This is a genomic window from Micromonospora terminaliae (assembly GCF_009671205.1).
GTDB classification, from domain to species: domain Bacteria; phylum Actinomycetota; class Actinomycetes; order Mycobacteriales; family Micromonosporaceae; genus Micromonospora; species Micromonospora terminaliae.
The window spans coordinates 5,299,300-5,314,609 of record NZ_CP045309.1 but is presented as its reverse complement, the minus strand read 5'-3'; the positions used below and the strand labels follow the sequence as shown (position 1 = coordinate 5,314,609).

The 15,310-nt window shown below is 72.8% G+C and carries 14 protein-coding genes; 8 read left to right on the top strand and 6 right to left on the bottom strand.

Annotated features, from left to right (window positions below; all coding sequences use genetic code 11):
* The first annotated feature begins 35 nt into the window (after positions 1-35).
* From GCE86_RS24400 to GCE86_RS24385, 4 genes are read left to right on the top strand one after another with little or no spacing between them, the layout of a single operon-like run.
* Positions 36-1,043: an ABC transporter permease gene (locus GCE86_RS24400; RefSeq protein ID WP_154229079.1), complete on the top strand. Its 1,008-nt coding sequence runs from the start codon at positions 36-38 to the stop codon at positions 1,041-1,043.
* Positions 1,040-2,080: an ABC transporter permease gene (locus tag GCE86_RS24395; RefSeq protein ID WP_154229078.1), complete on the top strand. Its 1,041-nt coding sequence runs from the start codon at positions 1,040-1,042 to the stop codon at positions 2,078-2,080. Before GCE86_RS24400 ends, GCE86_RS24395 begins: the two co-directional genes overlap by 4 nt.
* 43 nt (positions 2,081-2,123) lie before the next feature.
* On the top strand, positions 2,124-3,110 hold the full coding sequence (locus GCE86_RS24390; RefSeq protein ID WP_091266818.1) for an ABC transporter ATP-binding protein: 987 nt from the start codon (positions 2,124-2,126) through the stop codon (positions 3,108-3,110).
* Complete coding sequence (locus GCE86_RS24385) at positions 3,107-4,213, top strand: ABC transporter ATP-binding protein (RefSeq protein ID WP_154229077.1); 1,107 nt, start codon at positions 3,107-3,109, stop codon at positions 4,211-4,213. The genes GCE86_RS24390 and GCE86_RS24385 overlap by 4 nt, the downstream gene beginning before the upstream one ends.
* Positions 4,214-4,272: 59 nt before the next feature.
* Here the strand turns inward: GCE86_RS24385 and GCE86_RS24380 are convergent, their stop codons facing one another.
* The gene (locus GCE86_RS24380) at positions 4,273-4,755 is read right to left on the bottom strand and encodes a hypothetical protein (RefSeq protein ID WP_154229076.1); all 483 of its coding nucleotides are present in this window, start codon (positions 4,753-4,755) and stop codon (positions 4,273-4,275) included.
* A complete protein-coding gene (locus GCE86_RS24375; RefSeq protein ID WP_204343316.1) occupies positions 4,737-5,363 on the bottom strand; it encodes an HNH endonuclease family protein in 627 nt (208 codons plus the stop codon). The genes GCE86_RS24380 and GCE86_RS24375 overlap by 19 nt, the downstream gene beginning before the upstream one ends.
* Before the next feature lie 138 nt (positions 5,364-5,501).
* Here GCE86_RS24375 and GCE86_RS24370 point away from each other — a divergent pair, with 138 nt between their 5' ends.
* Positions 5,502-6,977, top strand: coding sequence for an MFS transporter (locus tag GCE86_RS24370; RefSeq protein WP_154229074.1), 1,476 nt, complete (start codon positions 5,502-5,504; stop codon positions 6,975-6,977).
* Here the strand turns inward: GCE86_RS24370 and leuA are convergent.
* Both leuA and GCE86_RS24360 read right to left on the bottom strand, forming a co-directional pair.
* Positions 6,958-8,709 carry a 2-isopropylmalate synthase gene (leuA, locus tag GCE86_RS24365; RefSeq protein WP_154229073.1) on the bottom strand — a complete coding sequence of 584 codons (1,752 nt, stop codon included), beginning with the start codon at positions 8,707-8,709 and terminating at the stop codon, positions 6,958-6,960. The two genes, GCE86_RS24370 and leuA, sit on opposite strands and share 20 nt — an antisense overlap.
* A 237-nt stretch (positions 8,710-8,946) precedes the next feature.
* Positions 8,947-10,218, bottom strand: coding sequence for an MFS transporter (locus tag GCE86_RS24360; protein ID WP_154229072.1), 1,272 nt, complete (start codon positions 10,216-10,218; stop codon positions 8,947-8,949).
* Positions 10,219-10,296: 78 nt separating this feature from the next.
* Between GCE86_RS24360 and GCE86_RS24355 the strand changes: the two genes are divergently transcribed.
* Positions 10,297-11,283: an ArsR/SmtB family transcription factor gene (locus GCE86_RS24355; RefSeq protein WP_154229071.1), complete on the top strand. Its 987-nt coding sequence runs from the start codon at positions 10,297-10,299 to the stop codon at positions 11,281-11,283.
* Positions 11,284-11,302: 19 nt separating this feature from the next.
* Here GCE86_RS24355 and GCE86_RS24350 read toward each other — a convergent pair whose 3' ends face one another.
* Positions 11,303-11,833, bottom strand: a complete 531-nt coding sequence (locus tag GCE86_RS24350) for a nitroreductase family protein (protein WP_154229070.1) — start codon at positions 11,831-11,833, stop codon at positions 11,303-11,305.
* An 86-nt stretch (positions 11,834-11,919) separates the two neighbouring features.
* Positions 11,920-12,705, bottom strand: coding sequence for a hypothetical protein (locus GCE86_RS24345; RefSeq protein WP_244317055.1), 786 nt, complete (start codon positions 12,703-12,705; stop codon positions 11,920-11,922).
* Between the two features lie 240 nt (positions 12,706-12,945).
* On the opposite strand from GCE86_RS24345, the gene GCE86_RS24340 reads away from it, so the two are divergent.
* Positions 12,946-14,211, top strand: a complete 1,266-nt coding sequence (locus GCE86_RS24340) for an aspartate kinase (RefSeq protein ID WP_091266848.1) — start codon at positions 12,946-12,948, stop codon at positions 14,209-14,211.
* A 5-nt stretch (positions 14,212-14,216) separates the two neighbouring features.
* Positions 14,217-15,278 (top strand): aspartate-semialdehyde dehydrogenase, encoded by a 1,062-nt coding sequence (locus GCE86_RS24335; protein WP_154229069.1) that lies wholly within the window; start codon positions 14,217-14,219, stop codon positions 15,276-15,278.
* Positions 15,279-15,310: the final 32 nt, after the last annotated feature.

The window sequence follows — 15,310 nt, the reverse complement described above, 5'->3', positions numbered from 1 at the left end:
CGACCCGCTGTTACCGAGAATCTGGTGTGTGAGAGATGTTGCGAGTCATAGTCCGCCGCCTGCTGCAGCTGGTGGTGACCCTGATAGGGCTGTCCCTGCTGGTCTTCGTCTGGCTGCGGAACCTCCCCGGCGGTCCGATCGAGGCGCTGCTCGGTGAGCGGGCGACGCCGGAGCGGCGCGCCCTGCTGGTGAAGGCCCTCGGCTACGACCAGCCGATCCTGGTGCAGTACGCCAAGTTCATGCAGCGGCTGCTGACCGGCGACTTCGGCAACTCGATCCGGAGCGGCGACCCGGTCACCGAGGTGATCGGCCGCGCCTTCCCGGCCACCATCGAGCTGGCCGCGGCCGCCATGATCATCGCCATCGGGCTCGGCGTGCCGCTCGGCTACCTGGCCGCCCGGCACCGCGGCCGGCTGCTCGACAACCTGAGCATCGCCGGCACCCTGCTCGGCATCTCGATCCCGATCTTCTTCCTGGGCTACCTGCTCAAGGACGTGTTCACCCAGAACATGCACTGGTTCCCGCCCTCGGGCCGGATCAGCACCGGGGTGGACAACACGAACGTCACCGGCTTCTTCGTCCTCGACGGGCTGCTCACCCGCGAGTTCGACGCCACCGCCGACGCGCTGTGGCACCTCATCCTGCCGGCGCTCACCCTGGCCACCATCCCGCTCGCGGTGATCGTCCGGATCACCCGGGCCAGCGTGCTCGACGTGCTCAACGAGGACTTCGTCCGCACGGCCGAGGCGAAGGGCCTGCGCCACAAGACGATCCGGGGCCGGCACATCCTGCGCAACGCCCTCCTGCCGGTGGTCACCACCATCGGCCTGCAGACCGGCGCGCTGCTCTCCGGCGCGGTGCTCACCGAGCGGGTCTACAACTGGGGCGGCCTGGGCACGCTGATCTACAACTCGATCAGCGGTGGCCGCGACTACCCGGTGCTCCAGGCGCTGATCCTGCTGGCCGCACTGGTCTTCGTGGTGGTCAACCTCCTGGTCGACCTCTCCTACGCCTTCATCGACCCGAGGGTGCGTGTGCGATGAGTGACCCGATCACCCGGCCCACGGTGGGCACCCCGCGCGAGAGCGTGGACCCCGAAGCCGTCGAGGAGAAGCGCGAGGGCACCCTGCCGCGCGGCATCGACCGGCTCGGCGAGCGCAAGCGCGCCCGGCTGGAGCAGCTGGCCCAGGCCACCGCCGAAAAGGGCGGCGTGAGCCTGGTCCGGGACGCCTTCCGCCGGCTGCGGCGCAACCCGACGGCGATCGTCGGCGCGTCCATCGTGGCGCTGTTCATCCTGATCGCCATCTTCGCGCCGCTGCTCGCGCCCCACGACCCCGCGCAGCGCTTCGACGAGCTGACGAAGAATCTCACCGTCGACAGCATCCCCGGGGCCAGCAGCGAGTTCCCGCTCGGCTCCGACCCGCTCGGCCGGGACTTCCTGTCCCGCATGATCCACGGCAGCCGGCAGACCCTCTTCGTCGGCGTGCTCGCCACGCTCATCGGGTTGGCCCTGGGCGTGCTGATCGGCGCGATCGCCGGTGCCTTCGGCGGCTGGGTCGACAACATCCTGATGCGCTTCACCGACGTGATGCTGGCGCTGCCGGCCCTGCTGCTGGCCATCAGCCTGGTGGCCATGGCCAGCCGATCCAGCCAGTGGACGGTCATCCTGGCGGTGGCGATCGTCAACGTGCCGATCTTCGCAAGGCTGTTGCGCGGTTCGATGCTCGCCCAGCGGGAGAGCGACCACGTGCTGGCCGCCCGCGCGCTCGGCGTCAAGCAGGGCTCGATCGTGCTCCGGCACATGCTGCCCAACGCCATGACCGCGGTGATCGTGCAGGCCACGCTGACCCTCTCCACCGCGATCCTGGAGGCGGCGTCGCTCTCCTTCCTCGGTCTCGGTGACCCCGACATCAACCGCGCCGAGTGGGGCCTGATGCTCGGTGTGGACGGTCAGCGCTACTTCGAGGTCCGGCCGGAGCTGGCCTACTTCCCGGCCATCGCGATCATCGTGGTCGCGCTCGGCTTCACCCTGCTGGGTGAGGGCATGCGCGAGGCGATCGACCCGAAGAGCCGGCGGTGACGGCGATGCGGACCAGGAACCAGCACGGTGAGGAAGTGACCCGATGAGCCTGCTCGACGTACGCGATCTGAGCGTGGTGTTCCAGCGTCGCGGTGAGCGGCCGTTCACCGCGGTCGACAAGGTGAGCTTCAGCGTGGAGCCGGGGCAGACCGTGGGCCTGGTCGGCGAGTCCGGCTGCGGCAAGAGCGTGACCAGCCTGGCGATCATGGGCCTGCTGCCCCGGCGGGGCAACAAGGTCACCGGCGAGGTCAACTTCGACGGCGCCGACCTGCTCAAGCTGCGCCCGGACGACATGCGCGACCGGCGCGGCCGCGACATCGGCATGATCTTCCAGGATCCGCTGTCCTCGTTGAACCCGGTCGTGCCGATCGGCGTCCAGGTGGCCGAGGTGCTGGAGCGGCACCGCGGGATGGACCGCAAGGTGGCCATGAAGGAGGCCCGGGAGCTGCTCGACGCCGTCGGCATCCCGGACCCGATGCGGCGGCTCAAGGAATATCCGCACCAGATCTCCGGCGGCATGCGGCAGCGCGCGCTGATCGCCATCGCGCTGGCCTGCAAGCCGCGGCTGCTGATCGCGGACGAGCCGACCACCGCGCTGGACGTGACCATCCAGGCGCAGATCCTCACCCTGCTCAAGCAGCTCGTCGACGAGACCGGCACCGCGCTCATCATGATCACGCACGACCTGGGCGTGGTGGCCGGCCTCTGCGACACGGTCAACGTGCTCTACGGCGGCAAGGTGGTCGAGCGGGCCGAACGGCACGAGCTGTTCGCCCGGCCGCGGCACCCGTACACCCACGGGCTGCTGAACTCGGTGCCGCGGCTGGACTCGCCGCGGGGCGAGCGGCTGCACGCCATCCGCGGCTCGGTGGCCGACAACATCCCGTGGGTCGAGGGCTGCGCGTTCGCCCCCCGCTGCGACAACGTGGTGGACGCCTGCCTGGAGGGCACGCCTCCGCTCGAACCCACCGCGACCGGCGGCGACCTGCGCTGCAACAACCCCGTTTCCGAGGAGGTGGCGGTGCCGTGACCGAGTCGACCGAGCGGACCGGACCACTTGTCGAACTGCGCGACGTCAAGGTCCACTTCCCCATCAAGAGCGGTGTGCTCTTCGACCGCACCGTCGGTCACGTCTACGCCGTCGACGGCGTCTCGCTCTCCATCAACAAGGGCGAGACGTACGGGCTGGTGGGCGAGTCGGGGTGCGGCAAGTCCACCCTGGGCCGGGGCCTGCTGCGGCTGGTCGAGCCGACCGACGGCGAGATCGTCTTCGACGGCACCGACATCCGCGCGCTCAAGGGCGAGTCGATGCGCAGGATGCGTCGCCGGATCCAGATGATCTTCCAGGATCCGCTGTCCAGCCTCGACCCCCGCCAGTCGGTGGAGTCGCTGCTGGTCGAGGGCCTCAAGGCGCACGGCCTGGCCAAGGACAAGGCGGCCACCGCCAAGCGGCTCCGCGAGGCGCTCGCCGCGGTCGGCCTGCCCGCCTCGGCGCTGAGCAAGTACCCGCACGAGTTCTCCGGCGGCCAGCGGCAGCGCATCGGCATCGCCCGGGCGCTGGTGCTCGACCCGGACCTCATCGTCGCCGACGAGCCGGTCTCCGCGCTGGACGTGTCCATCCAGGCCCAGGTGATCAACCTGCTGGAGGAACTGCAGAACGAGCACGGCCTGACGTACCTGATCATCGCCCACGACCTGGCGGTGGTCCGGCACATCGCCGACACGGTCGGGGTGATGTACCTCGGCGGTCTGGTGGAGGAGGCGTCCAGCGACGACCTCTACCGGGAGCCGATGCACCCGTACACGAAGGCGCTCATGTCGGCGGTGCCGGTGCCGGACCCCCAGGTGGAGGACCGCCGCGAGCGGATCCTGCTCGCCGGCGACCTGCCCTCGCCGACGAACCCGCCGGCCGGCTGCCGGTTCCACACCCGCTGCCCCTGGGCCCAGCCGACCCGCTGCGCCGACGAGCGGCCGGAGCTGCGCCAGGTGCTCGACGGGCACCGGGTGGCCTGCCACTACGCGGAGGACATCGCCGCCGGCCGGATCCGGCCGCACGAGGTGGAGCCGGAGCTGGTCCGGCCGGACGACGGGGCCGCGCCGGGCGACACCGGCGAGCTGATCCCGACCCCGTGACGTGACGACGCGAGGCCCCTTCCCCACCGGGGAAGGGGCCTCGTCGCGTTCGCAGCGGGTCAGCCCTCGGGGCGGTTGAGCAGGGCCACCGCGACGGTGTGCACGGCGTCCAGCGCGGCCGGGTCGGCCAGCGGCACCCGGCCGCCGGTCACCGCGTACCACTCGTCGGCGTCCTTGTACTGCACCCGCAGGGTGACCTGGCCGTCGGCGTATTCCGTGCGCAGCGTCAGGTCGCCGGTCACCACGCCGACCTCGTCGGTCATGACGCCGCCCGGACCGGCGGTGATGTCGCTGGTCCGTTCCTGCGGCCCGGGCGCCGGCGGGGCCGCGGCGGGCGCGGCCGGCGTGGCGTCCGCCGACATCCCGGCCCCGGAGACGTCGGCGGGGGCGGCCGGCGTGCCGTCGGCCGTCATCCCGGCCGACGTCGGGCCCGGCGCGGCCGTGCCGCCGCCGGCGGCCGCCGCGGCGTCCTCACCGGTCGCGTCCGGCGTCCTCTCCGGCGCCGGCGCGTCGCCGGACCCGGTCACCGCTTGGTCGCCCATGTGCAGCCCTCCAACATGTCGGTGAGAGCGGCCTTCTCGGCACTGGTCACCGTGAGCCGCCAGTAGTGCTTGACCGTCACCCAGTCCGCCGCGTACCGGCACCACACGGCCTTGTTCGGCGGCTTCCACTGGGACGGGTCCTGGTCACCCTTTGCCCGGTTGGAGCGCAGGGAAACCGCCACCAGCTGCGGCCGGGTCAGGTCGTTGGCGAAGTCGCCGCGCTTCGAGTCGTCCCACTCGTCGGCGCCGGAGCGCCAGGCATTCGCCAGCGGCACCACGTGGTCGATGTCCACGTCGGCCGGATCGGTCAGCGCCAGCCCGTCGTACGGGCTCTCCCAACGGCCGCCGACCACGTTGCAGCCGGAGAGCTTGATGCTCTCGCCGTCCCGCTGCAGGACGCTGTCCCGCACGTCGCAGTTCTTGCCGGTGTCCCGCCAGTGCGGGAAGCGGGTCCGGCTGTAGCCCTTCATCGACCCGGCAACGGCCACGGTCAGCTCGTCGAGCTGCTGGTTGACGTCGCCGGCGCTGCTCGGCGACGTGTCCGGCTCGTCGATCGGCACGCAGCCGGCCGCACCGAGGGCGAGCACCGCGGTGAGCGCGGCCACCATCCCGGCACGGGCTCCTGATCTCGTACGCACAGACGACACCTCTCCAGCTTGCGTGCTCGGGGCGAGTCCGCACAGTACCCGGCGACGGTTTCCCAGATTCGTGGCGTCGGAGTGGCGGTCCCGGCAGAGTGGTTACCCATGACCGCACCCGCTCCCGAGCTGCGTCTCGGTTCCGCCCCCGGGCGCGGCACGCTGCTCGCCGCGGTCCTCGCCTCCGGCATGGTCTTCCTCGACACCACCGTCGTCAACGTCGCGCTGCCGCGGCTCGGCGCGGAACTGGACGCCACCGTGGCGGGTCTCCAGTGGACGATCAACGGGTACCTGCTCATGCTGGCCGCCTTCGTGCTGCTCGGCGGGGCGCTCGGCGACCGGTTCGGGCGGCGGCGGGTCTTCCTGCTCGGGGTGGTCTGGTTCGCCGCGGCGTCGGTGCTCTGCGGGCTCGCGCAGGGGACCGGCTGGCTGATCGCCGCCCGGTTCCTCCAGGGCGCGGGCGGGGCGCTGCTCACCCCCGGCTCGCTCTCCGTGCTCCAGGCCAGCTTCCACCCGGACGACCGGGCCCGGGCCATCGGCACCTGGTCCGGGCTGTCCGGCGTCTCCACCGCGCTCGGCCCGCTCCTCGGCGGCTGGCTGATCGACGCGCTCTCCTGGCGGTGGATCTTCTTCGTGAACCTGCCGCTGGCCGTCGGGGTGGTGTTCGCCGCGCTGCGCTGGGTGCCGGAGAGCCGGGACGAGGCCGCCTCGCGTACCGCCGCCCGGCGGTTCGACGTGGCCGGGGCGCTGCTCGGCGCGCTGGCGCTCGGCGGCGTCACGTACGCCCTGATCGACGCGCCGGCCCGCGGCGCCGGTTCCCCGGCGGTGCTGGCCGCGGCGGTGCTCGGGGTGCTCGGGGCGGTGGTCTTCGTGCTGGTCGAGCGGCGCCGCGGCGACACCGCCATGCTGCCCACCGGGCTGTTCAGCAGCCGGCTCTTCTCGGTGCTGAACGTCTTCACCGTGGTGGTCTACGCGGCCCTCGGCGGGTTCACCTTCTTCCTGGCCGTCTACCTGCAGAACGTCGTCGGCTGGTCGGCGCTGCTCACCGGCCTGGCCACCGTGCCCATGACACTGCTGCTGCTCGTCGGTTCGGCCCGGGCCGGGGCGCTCGCCGCCCGGATCGGCCCCCGGCTGCCGCTCACCGTCGGCCCGGTGGTCGCCGCGGCCGGGCTGCTGCTGCTACGCCGCGTCGGCCCCGGCGCGTCGTACTGGACGGACGTGCTGCCCGGGGTGCTCCTGTTCGGCGCGGGGCTCACGCTGGTGGTCGCGCCGCTGACGGCGTCGGTCCTGGCCGCGGTGGCGGACCGGTTCGCCGGGGTGGCGAGCGGCTTCAACAACGCCGCCTCCCGGGCCGGCGGCCTGCTCGCGGTGGCCGCGCTGCCGCTGCTGGTCGGTCTCTCCGGCAGCGGCTACGAGCAGAAGACCGCGCTGGCCGGCGCGTTCCGCGGGGCGATGCTCTGGTGCGCCGGCCTGCTGCTGGTGGGCGCGCTGCTGGCCGGCCTGCTCATCCACCGCCCGCGGCGGGAAGGGCCCCCGTCGGCCGGGGGCCCTTCCCACGGCGGGATCAGGCGCGGGCGCGGTTGACCGCGCTGGTGACCGCCTTGATCGAGGCGGTCACGATGTTGGCGTCGACCCCGACGCCCCAGACGGTCCGGCCGTCCACCTCGCACTCGACGTACGCGGCGGCCTGCGCGTCCCCACCGGAGGAGAGCGCGTGCTCGTGGTAGTCGAGCACCCGCACGGCCACGCCCAGCGACTGGAGCGCGTTGACGTACGCGTCGATGGGGCCGTTGCCGACCGCGGTGAGCGGCTGGACCTCGCCGTCGTAGCCGACCCGGGCCTCGATCTCGACCTTGCCCTCGGCGGTGCCGATGGCGTAGCCGGCCAGCGTGACGGCCGGGTCGACCTGGTGGTCGACCAGATAGTTGCGGGCGAAGATCTCCCACATGGTGCCCGGCTCGACCTCGCCGCCGTCGTGGTCGGTCACCTGCTGGACCACGCCCGAGAACTCGATCTGGAGGCGGCGCGGAAGGTCGAGCTGGTGCTCGGACTTCATGATGTACGCGACGCCACCCTTGCCGGACTGCGAGTTGACCCGGATGACCGCCTCGTAGGTGCGGCCCAGGTCCTTCGGGTCGATGGGCAGGTAGGGCACGGCCCAGGTGAACTCGTCGACGGGCACCCCGGCCGCCGCCGCGTCGGCGTGCAGCGCGTCGAAGCCCTTCTTGATCGCGTCCTGGTGCGAGCCGGAGAAGGCCGTGTAGACCAGGTCGCCCGCGTACGGGTGGCGCTCGTGCACCGGCAGCTGGTTGCAGTATTCGACGGCGCGCTTGACCTCGTCGATGTTCGAGAAGTCGATCATCGGGTCGATGCCCTGGGAGAACAGGTTCAGCCCCAGGGTGACCAGGTCGACGTTGCCGGTGCGCTCGCCGTTGCCGAACAGGCAGCCCTCGATCCGGTCGGCGCCGGCCAGCAGGCCCAGTTCGGCGGCGGCCACCCCGGTGCCCCGGTCGTTGTGCGGGTGCAGGCTCAGCACCAGGCTGTCCCGGCGAGGCAGGTGCCGGTGCATCCACTCGATCGAGTCGGCGTAGACGTTCGGCATGGCCATCTCGACCGTGGCCGGCAGGTTGATGATCAGCTTGCGGTCCGGGGTCGGGTCGATCACGTCGATCACCGCCGAGCAGACCTCCAGCGCGTACTCCAGCTCCGTGCCCGTGTACGACTCCGGCGAGTACTCGTAGTGGATGTCGGTGTCCGGGGTGTGGATCTCGGCGTACTTCTGGCAGAGCCGGGCGCCCGACGTGGCGATGTCGGTGATGCCGTTCCGGTCCAGGCCGAAGACCACCCGGCGCTGGAGCGTCGAGGTCGAGTTGTAGAAGTGCACGATGGCCCGGCGGGCGCCGCGCAGCGACTCGAACGTCCGGTCGATCAGGTGCTCCCGGCACTGGGTCAGCACCTGGATGGTGACGTCCTCGGGGATCAGATCCTGCTCGATCAGCTGCCGTACGAAGTCGTAGTCGGTCTGGCTGGCCGACGGGAAGCCGACCTCGATCTCCTTGTAGCCCATCTGCACCAGCAGCTGGAACATCCGGCGCTTGCGCTCCGGCGACATCGGGTCGATCAGGGCCTGGTTGCCGTCGCGGAGGTCCACGGCGCACCAGCGGGGCGCGGCCTCGACGCGGCGGGTGGGCCAGGCGCGGTCCGGCAGGTCGAACCGGAACTGCTGGTGGTAGGGCAGGTAACGCTGGAACGGCATCCGGCTGGGGCGCTGCCGGGCGATCGGATCGGTCTCGGCGTCGGTGACAGGTTGAGCCATCTCGGAGTGCTCCCTGGGAACATGTGGCGTCAGCAGATCGGAAGGTGTCGGCGGGTGCCGGGCGACGGTGCGCGGCGGTGCCGAGAGGAAGTTCGGATGTGCTGGACGGCGCGGTTCAACTCCGCGACGAGGTGCCGGCCGGTCAGGCCTCGTCGCGGCAGCCAAGAAGAAGGAACGCCCGCCACATGACAGGGTCACCCTACGTGGTGAGACGGGGGGTGGGAAGCCAGGTCCGGACTATGGGACCGGGGTCACGGTCTGCTCCGGAGCCGTCGCGCCCAGCCGCGGCGTCCCGCCGGCCCAGGCCACCACGGGCACGATCGCCAGCCCGATCAGCACGAAGACCGCCGCCGTCGGGAACCAGCCCCAGCCGCCGGTGGTCACGCCCAGAGCGGTCAGCCCGGCCGGGGCGATCAGGTACTGCAGCTGCGTGCCGAGCCGGAACGCCCCCACGTACGCGCCGCGCTGGGTGGCCGGCGGCAGGGTGGCCGTGAGCCCCCAGGTGCCCGCGGACTCGACCAGCTCGGCCACGATGAGCAGCAGCGCGGCGACCACCAGCACCACCAGGGTGAGCGTGCCCCGGGTCACTCCGGAGATCGGCACGACCAGGCAGAACAGGGCGATCAGCAGGGCGCCCCGGCGGGACGCCCGGGCCGCGCCCGGGGCGGTGTCGGCGCCCCGGCTGGCGCGTACCTGGAGCAGCACGATGAGGATCGTGTTGAGCAGCACCAGCCCGGCGATCACCGTCTTCGGGGCGTCGGTGTGGGTGAGGATCCAGAGCGGCAGCACCGTCAGGTACAGCGTCTGGTGCGCGGTGAGCAGCCCGGACAGCAGGGAGACCGCCATGAACGGCCGGTCCCGCAGCACCGCGAACCGGCTCATCGGCTCGGCCGGGCGGGCCACCTCGGGCAGCCGGGGCAGCCGCCGCACGAAGAGTGCCGTCACCAGGAAAACCGCCGCGATGAACCAGACCATCACCCGGTACGCCGCGATCGTGTCCACCGCCAGCACCAGGCCGCTGATCGCCGCGCCGAGCCCGAACCCGACATTCAGCAGGGAGCGCTGGTAGGCCATCGCGGTGACCCGTTCGGCCGGCGGCAACGCGTTGATCGAGTAGACCTGCCGGGCGACGCCGGCCGCCGCGTCCACGGCGGCCAACGCCACCACCACGGTGAGGAACCCGGCGAAGCCGCCCACGAACGGGTACGTGGCGAAGAGCGCCGCCTCCAGCACCAGCGCGAGGACCCAGACCCGCTGCGGACCGTACCGGTCGGTCAGCCCGCCCAGCGGCACCGTGCCCAGCAGCGACACCCCCGCCGCGATGGACAGGCCCAGCCCGACCTGGGCGGCGCTGAGCCCCAGCGCCCGGGTGAAGAACACGGCGCTGCCGGCCTGGAACAGGCCGCCGCCGACGGCGTAGACCATGGCCTGCACGGCCAGGGCGCGGGTCAGCCCGGCCGGCGGCACGACATGGTGGACGGCGGTGCGGATGGTCTCTCTGGCCCCCATGGCCGGTGAGTGAACCGCGCCCCCCACGTTCCGGTCGAGCCTTTTAGGCTGAGCCGAATCCTGCCTGCGGGGGTACGCGTGTCCGAGTTGCGGTTCACCCTGGCCGACGTCGCCGGAGTGCGGTTCGCCGTCTCGCCGGCCAACGAGACGGTCATGAGCATGTGGGCCCTTGCCGATCCGGCCCGCTACGCCGTGCACCTGCCCTGGATCGACCGGGCCCGGCTGACGCTGCGCCGTCCGGAGGTGGCCGCACGGGTCCGCCCGCTGGTGGAGCTGACCCGGCCGCGCCGCTGGCTGCCCGACTTCCTCACGCCGGCGGCCCGGCCGGGCCTGGAGATGACCGATCAGCTCGCGCAGATCGCCGCGACGCCGCCGGACGTGGTGGTCCAGGACCTGCTGGCGACCACCCCGCGCGGGCCGCTGAGCCCGTTCGGGCAGGCGCTCCTCGCCGACCCTCGCGGGCTGCTGCCGCACGTCGTCGACGCGATGCGGGTCTGGTACGACGAGGCGATCGCCCGCGACTGGACGCGGATGCGGGCGCTGCTCGACGCCGACGTCGCGTACCGTGCCGCGCAGCTCGCCGAGGGCGGCGCCGGTCGGCTGTTCACGCAGCTCCACCCGAGCCTGCGCTGGTTGGGCGACCGGGTGGTCAGCGACGACCCGTTCGAGCGGGACTTCGACCTCCGCGGGCGCGGGCTGGCGCTGAACCCCAGCATCTTCGCCGACCGGCGGGTGCTGTGGAACCTGCTGGAGGACTCGCTTCCGGCCGGCGCGTACCCGGTCCGGGCGGTGGGTACGCTCTGGGAGGCGGTCGAGTCGCCGCCCGGTGACGCGCTGGCCCGGGTGGTCGGCGCCGGCCGGGCCGCGCTGCTGCACCTGCTCGACGTGGCGGCCACCACCAGCGACCTGGCCCGGCGTACCGGGATGTCGGGTGGGAACGTCTCGCAGCACCTGGCCGCGCTGCACGCGGCCGGGCTGGTCTCCCGATCCCGGCAGGGCCGGCACGTCCTCTACCGCAACACCGACGCCGCGACGGTCCTGGTCCGGGCCAGCCGTGGCGGGTGACCGGGCCGGCGGGTACGGATCAGGCGAGCAGGAGGGTGGCCAGCGGCCGGCGGCGGCGCAGGGCGGTCTCCCGGTCCCGCAGGTCCTCGGGTAGCGCGGACGGGTCCCCGAGCCGCCCGATCGCGACCACCACGAGGGGCCGGATCGCGGCCGCCAGGTCCAGCTCGGTGGCGAGGCCGGCGCGGTCGAGGCGGGTGAGCTGGTGCGCGTGCAGGCCCAGCGCGGTGGCCTGCACGGTCAGGTGGGCGACGGCCTGGCCCAGGTCGTACGCGGCCCGTTCCGGGTCGCCGCCGGTGTGCGCCCCGACGACCAGCGCGGCGGCGTGCCGGACCCACCGCTGGTCGCCCTCGGGCAGGTTGACCAGGATGCGCTTCCAGGTCTCGTCCTGCCGGTGGCCGAGCGCGAAGCGCCACGGCTGGGCGTTGCCGGCCGAGGGCGCCCAGCGGGCGGCCTCCAGCAGGCAGGCGGCCTCGTCCCCGGTCAGCTCGGCGGCCGGGTCGAAGGCGCGTGGGCTCCAGCGGAAGGCGAGCAGCGGGGTGAGGTCAGGCATGCGGCAAAGCATCCCTGATGGGTGTTTTGCCCCTGCCGTCGCCCGGGTTCAGATGTGGCGAAGAGCACCCGTAACGGACATCGCGGTCAGGGCGTTCCCGCGGTCGGGCTGTCGGTCGGCGACGGCGCGTCCCGGCTCACCGGCTCGCCGCCCTCGCTGACCGGCCCGGCCAGCGGCACGGTGGCCGGTGCCGGGCCCGGCTCGCCGGCCAGCTTCAGGGTGCCGAAGGCGGCCCGCACCGCCGTCGGGGTGCCGTCCGGGAGGTAGCAGTAGATCCCGACGTCCAGCGGGGCGTTCAGCGAGGCCGAGGTCGACTCGACCGAGTAGCACTCGCCGCTCGCCCCGGGCAGCGGCGCGGCCGCCGAGACGGCGAGCGGGGCGCGCCGGTCGGTGAGCACCTCCAGCCAGTCGGTGAACGGGTGCTGCACCCGCGGGTCCAGCCTGCGGGGCACGGCGTCGTCGGCGTCGCCGAGGCGTACGCAGCCCGCCGGCTGCGCCCAGCCGGCCGACGGCAGGGCGCACTGGAAGAGCCCGTCGCCGGTGGCGGCGAGCGAGACGTCGACGGTGCCGCCCTGCCCCCAACCGGGCACGTCCACCCGCCAGGTGCCGTCGTTCGCGCTGGTCACCGTGACCGTCCGGGTCGCGCCGTCGCCGGGCTCGAAGGCGTACGTGGCGGTGAGGTGCCGGTCCTGCGCGGCCGCGGCCAGCGCGGCCAGTTCGTCCCGGGCCGCGTCGACCTCGGCCGGGACCGGGTCGGCGGTGCTGGTCGGGGCCCGGCTCGGCGGATCGGCGGTGCAGGCGGCCAGGAGCGCCGGCAGGGTGAGCGCCAGGGCGCCGGCGAGCCGCCGGGCCGCGCGTCGGTGTGCGTGCACCGGGACATTCTGCGGTGCCGGCCGGGCTCCGGGGAGCCCGCCGCACGGGTGTTCCGGCGGCGTGTCGCGCGGCCGGGCCGGGGCCGGTGAGCCGCCCCACGCCGGGCCGGATGGTGGGATCACCCGACCCGGCGCCATCCGCCGCCCGATACCCTGGGGAGGTCTGACACGCGCCGCCGGACCGAAGAAACCGGCGGCGCCGGCACGCTCAGGGTCGTCGCTGGGAGGGAGTGCACCGTCGTGGCACTCGTGGTGCAGAAGTACGGCGGGTCCTCCGTCGCCAACGCCGAGCGGATCAAGCGGGTGGCCGAGCGCATCGTGGCGGCCCGCAAGGCGGGCGACGACGTGGTCGTGGTGGTCTCGGCCATGGGCGACACCACCGACGAGCTGCTCGACCTGGCCAACCAGGTCAGCCCGCTGCCGCCCGGCCGCGAACTGGACATGCTGCTGACCGCCGGGGAGCGGATCTCCATGGCGCTGCTCGCCATGGCCATCCACAACCTGGGGTACGAGGCCCGCTCGTTCACCGGCTCCCAGGCCGGCGTGCTCACCACCTCGGTGCACGGCCGGGCGCGGATCATCGACGTCACCCCGGGCCGCCTGAAGGGCGCGCTGGACGAGGGCGCGGTGGTCATCGTGGCCGGCTTCCAGGGCGTCTCGCAGGACACCAAGGACGTGACCACCCTGGGCCGGGGCGGGTCGGACACCACGGCCGTGGCCCTCGCCGCCGCACTCGACGCGGACGTCTGCGAGATCTACACCGACGTGGACGGCGTGTTCAGCGCCGACCCGCGGATCGTGCCCAACGCGCGGCACATCAAGCACATCACCTACGAGGAGATGCTGGAACTGGCCGCCTGCGGCGCCAAGGTGCTGCACCTGCGCAGCGTCGAGTACGCCCGGCGCGCAGGCTTGCCGATCCACGTCCGTTCGTCATACTCGACCAACACCGGCACGATGGTCACCGGATCGATGGAGGACCTTCCTGTGGAACAGGCACTGATCACCGGGGTCGCCCACGACCGCAGCGAGGCGAAGATCACCATTGTCGGGGTGCCCGACGAGCCGGGCGCCGCCGCGCGGATCTTCGACACCGTGGCCGGCGCCGAGATCAACATCGACATGATCGTGCAGAACGTGTCCACCGAGGGCACCGGCCGCACCGACATCTCCTTCACGCTGCCCAAGACCGACGGCCCGACGGCCATGGCCGCGCTCAGCAAGATCCAGGAGCAGGTCAAGTTCAAGGGCCTGCTCTACGACGACCACGTCGGCAAGGTGTCGCTGATCGGCGCGGGCATGCGCTCGCACCCGGGTGTCGCGGCCGGCTTCTTCGCCGCCCTCGGCGCGGCCGGGGTGAACATCGAGATGATCTCCACCTCGGAGATCCGGGTGTCGGTGGTCTGCCGGGACACCGACCTCGACAAGGCGGTCCGGGCCATCCACGACGCCTTCGACCTGGGCGGTGACACCGAAGCCGTCGTCTACGCCGGCACCGGGCGGTAGTGCGCATGTCGTCGCTGCCCACCCTCGCCGTGGTCGGGGCGACCGGCGCCGTCGGCACGGTGATGTGCCAGATCCTCTCCTCCCGCCGCAACGTGTGGGGCGAGATCCGGTTGCTCGCCTCCGAGCGCTCGGTCGGCCGCCAGATCCAGTGCCGGGGCGAGACGCTGACCGTCCAGGCGCTCACCCCCGAGGCGTTCGACGGCGTGGACGTCGCGATGTTCGACGTCCCCGACGCGGTCTCGGCCGAGTGGGCACCGATCGCCGTCAGCCGGGGCGCCGTCGCGGTGGACAACTCCGGCGCGTTCCGCATGGACCGCGACGTGCCGCTCGTCGTTCCCGAGATCAACCCCGAGCAGGTCCGCAACCGCCCCAAGGGGATCATCGCCAACGCCAACTGCACGACCCTGGCGATGATCGTGGCGATTGCCCCGCTACACCGGGAGTACGGGCTGCGCGAGCTGGTGCTCGCCTCGTACCAGGCGGTCTCCGGTGCGGGGCAGGCCGGCGTGGACGCGCTGCACGCCCAGCTCAGCAAGATCGCCGGGGATCGGGTGCTCGGCTCGCGGCCCGGCGACGTCCGGCAGGCGGTCGGCGACGAGCTGGGGCCGTTCCCGGCGCCGCTCGCGCTCAACGTGGTGCCCTGGGCCGGCTCGCTCGCCGACGGCGGCTGGTCGTCCGAGGAGCTGAAGATGCGCAACGAGTCGCGCAAGATCCTCGGGCTGCCCGACCTCAAGGTCTCCGCGACCTGCGTCCGGGTGCCGGTGGTGACCGGTCACTCGGTCGCCGTGCACGCGGTCTTCGCCACCGAGGTCGACGCCGAGGGCGCCCGCGAGGTGCTGCGCAACGCGCCCGGCGTGATCCTGGTCGACGACCCGGCCGCCGGCGAGTTCCCCATGCCGATCGACGCGGTGGGCACCGACCCGTCCTGGGTCGGCCGCATCCGCCGCGCCGTGGACGACCCCCGCGCCCTGGACCTCTTCGTGACGGGCGACAACCTCCGCAAGGGCGCCGCCCTGAACACCGCCCAGATCGCCGAACTCCTGGCGAGAGAGCTGACCCACCCCTGACCCGCGCGTCGCCGCTGACCTGCGCGTCGCCG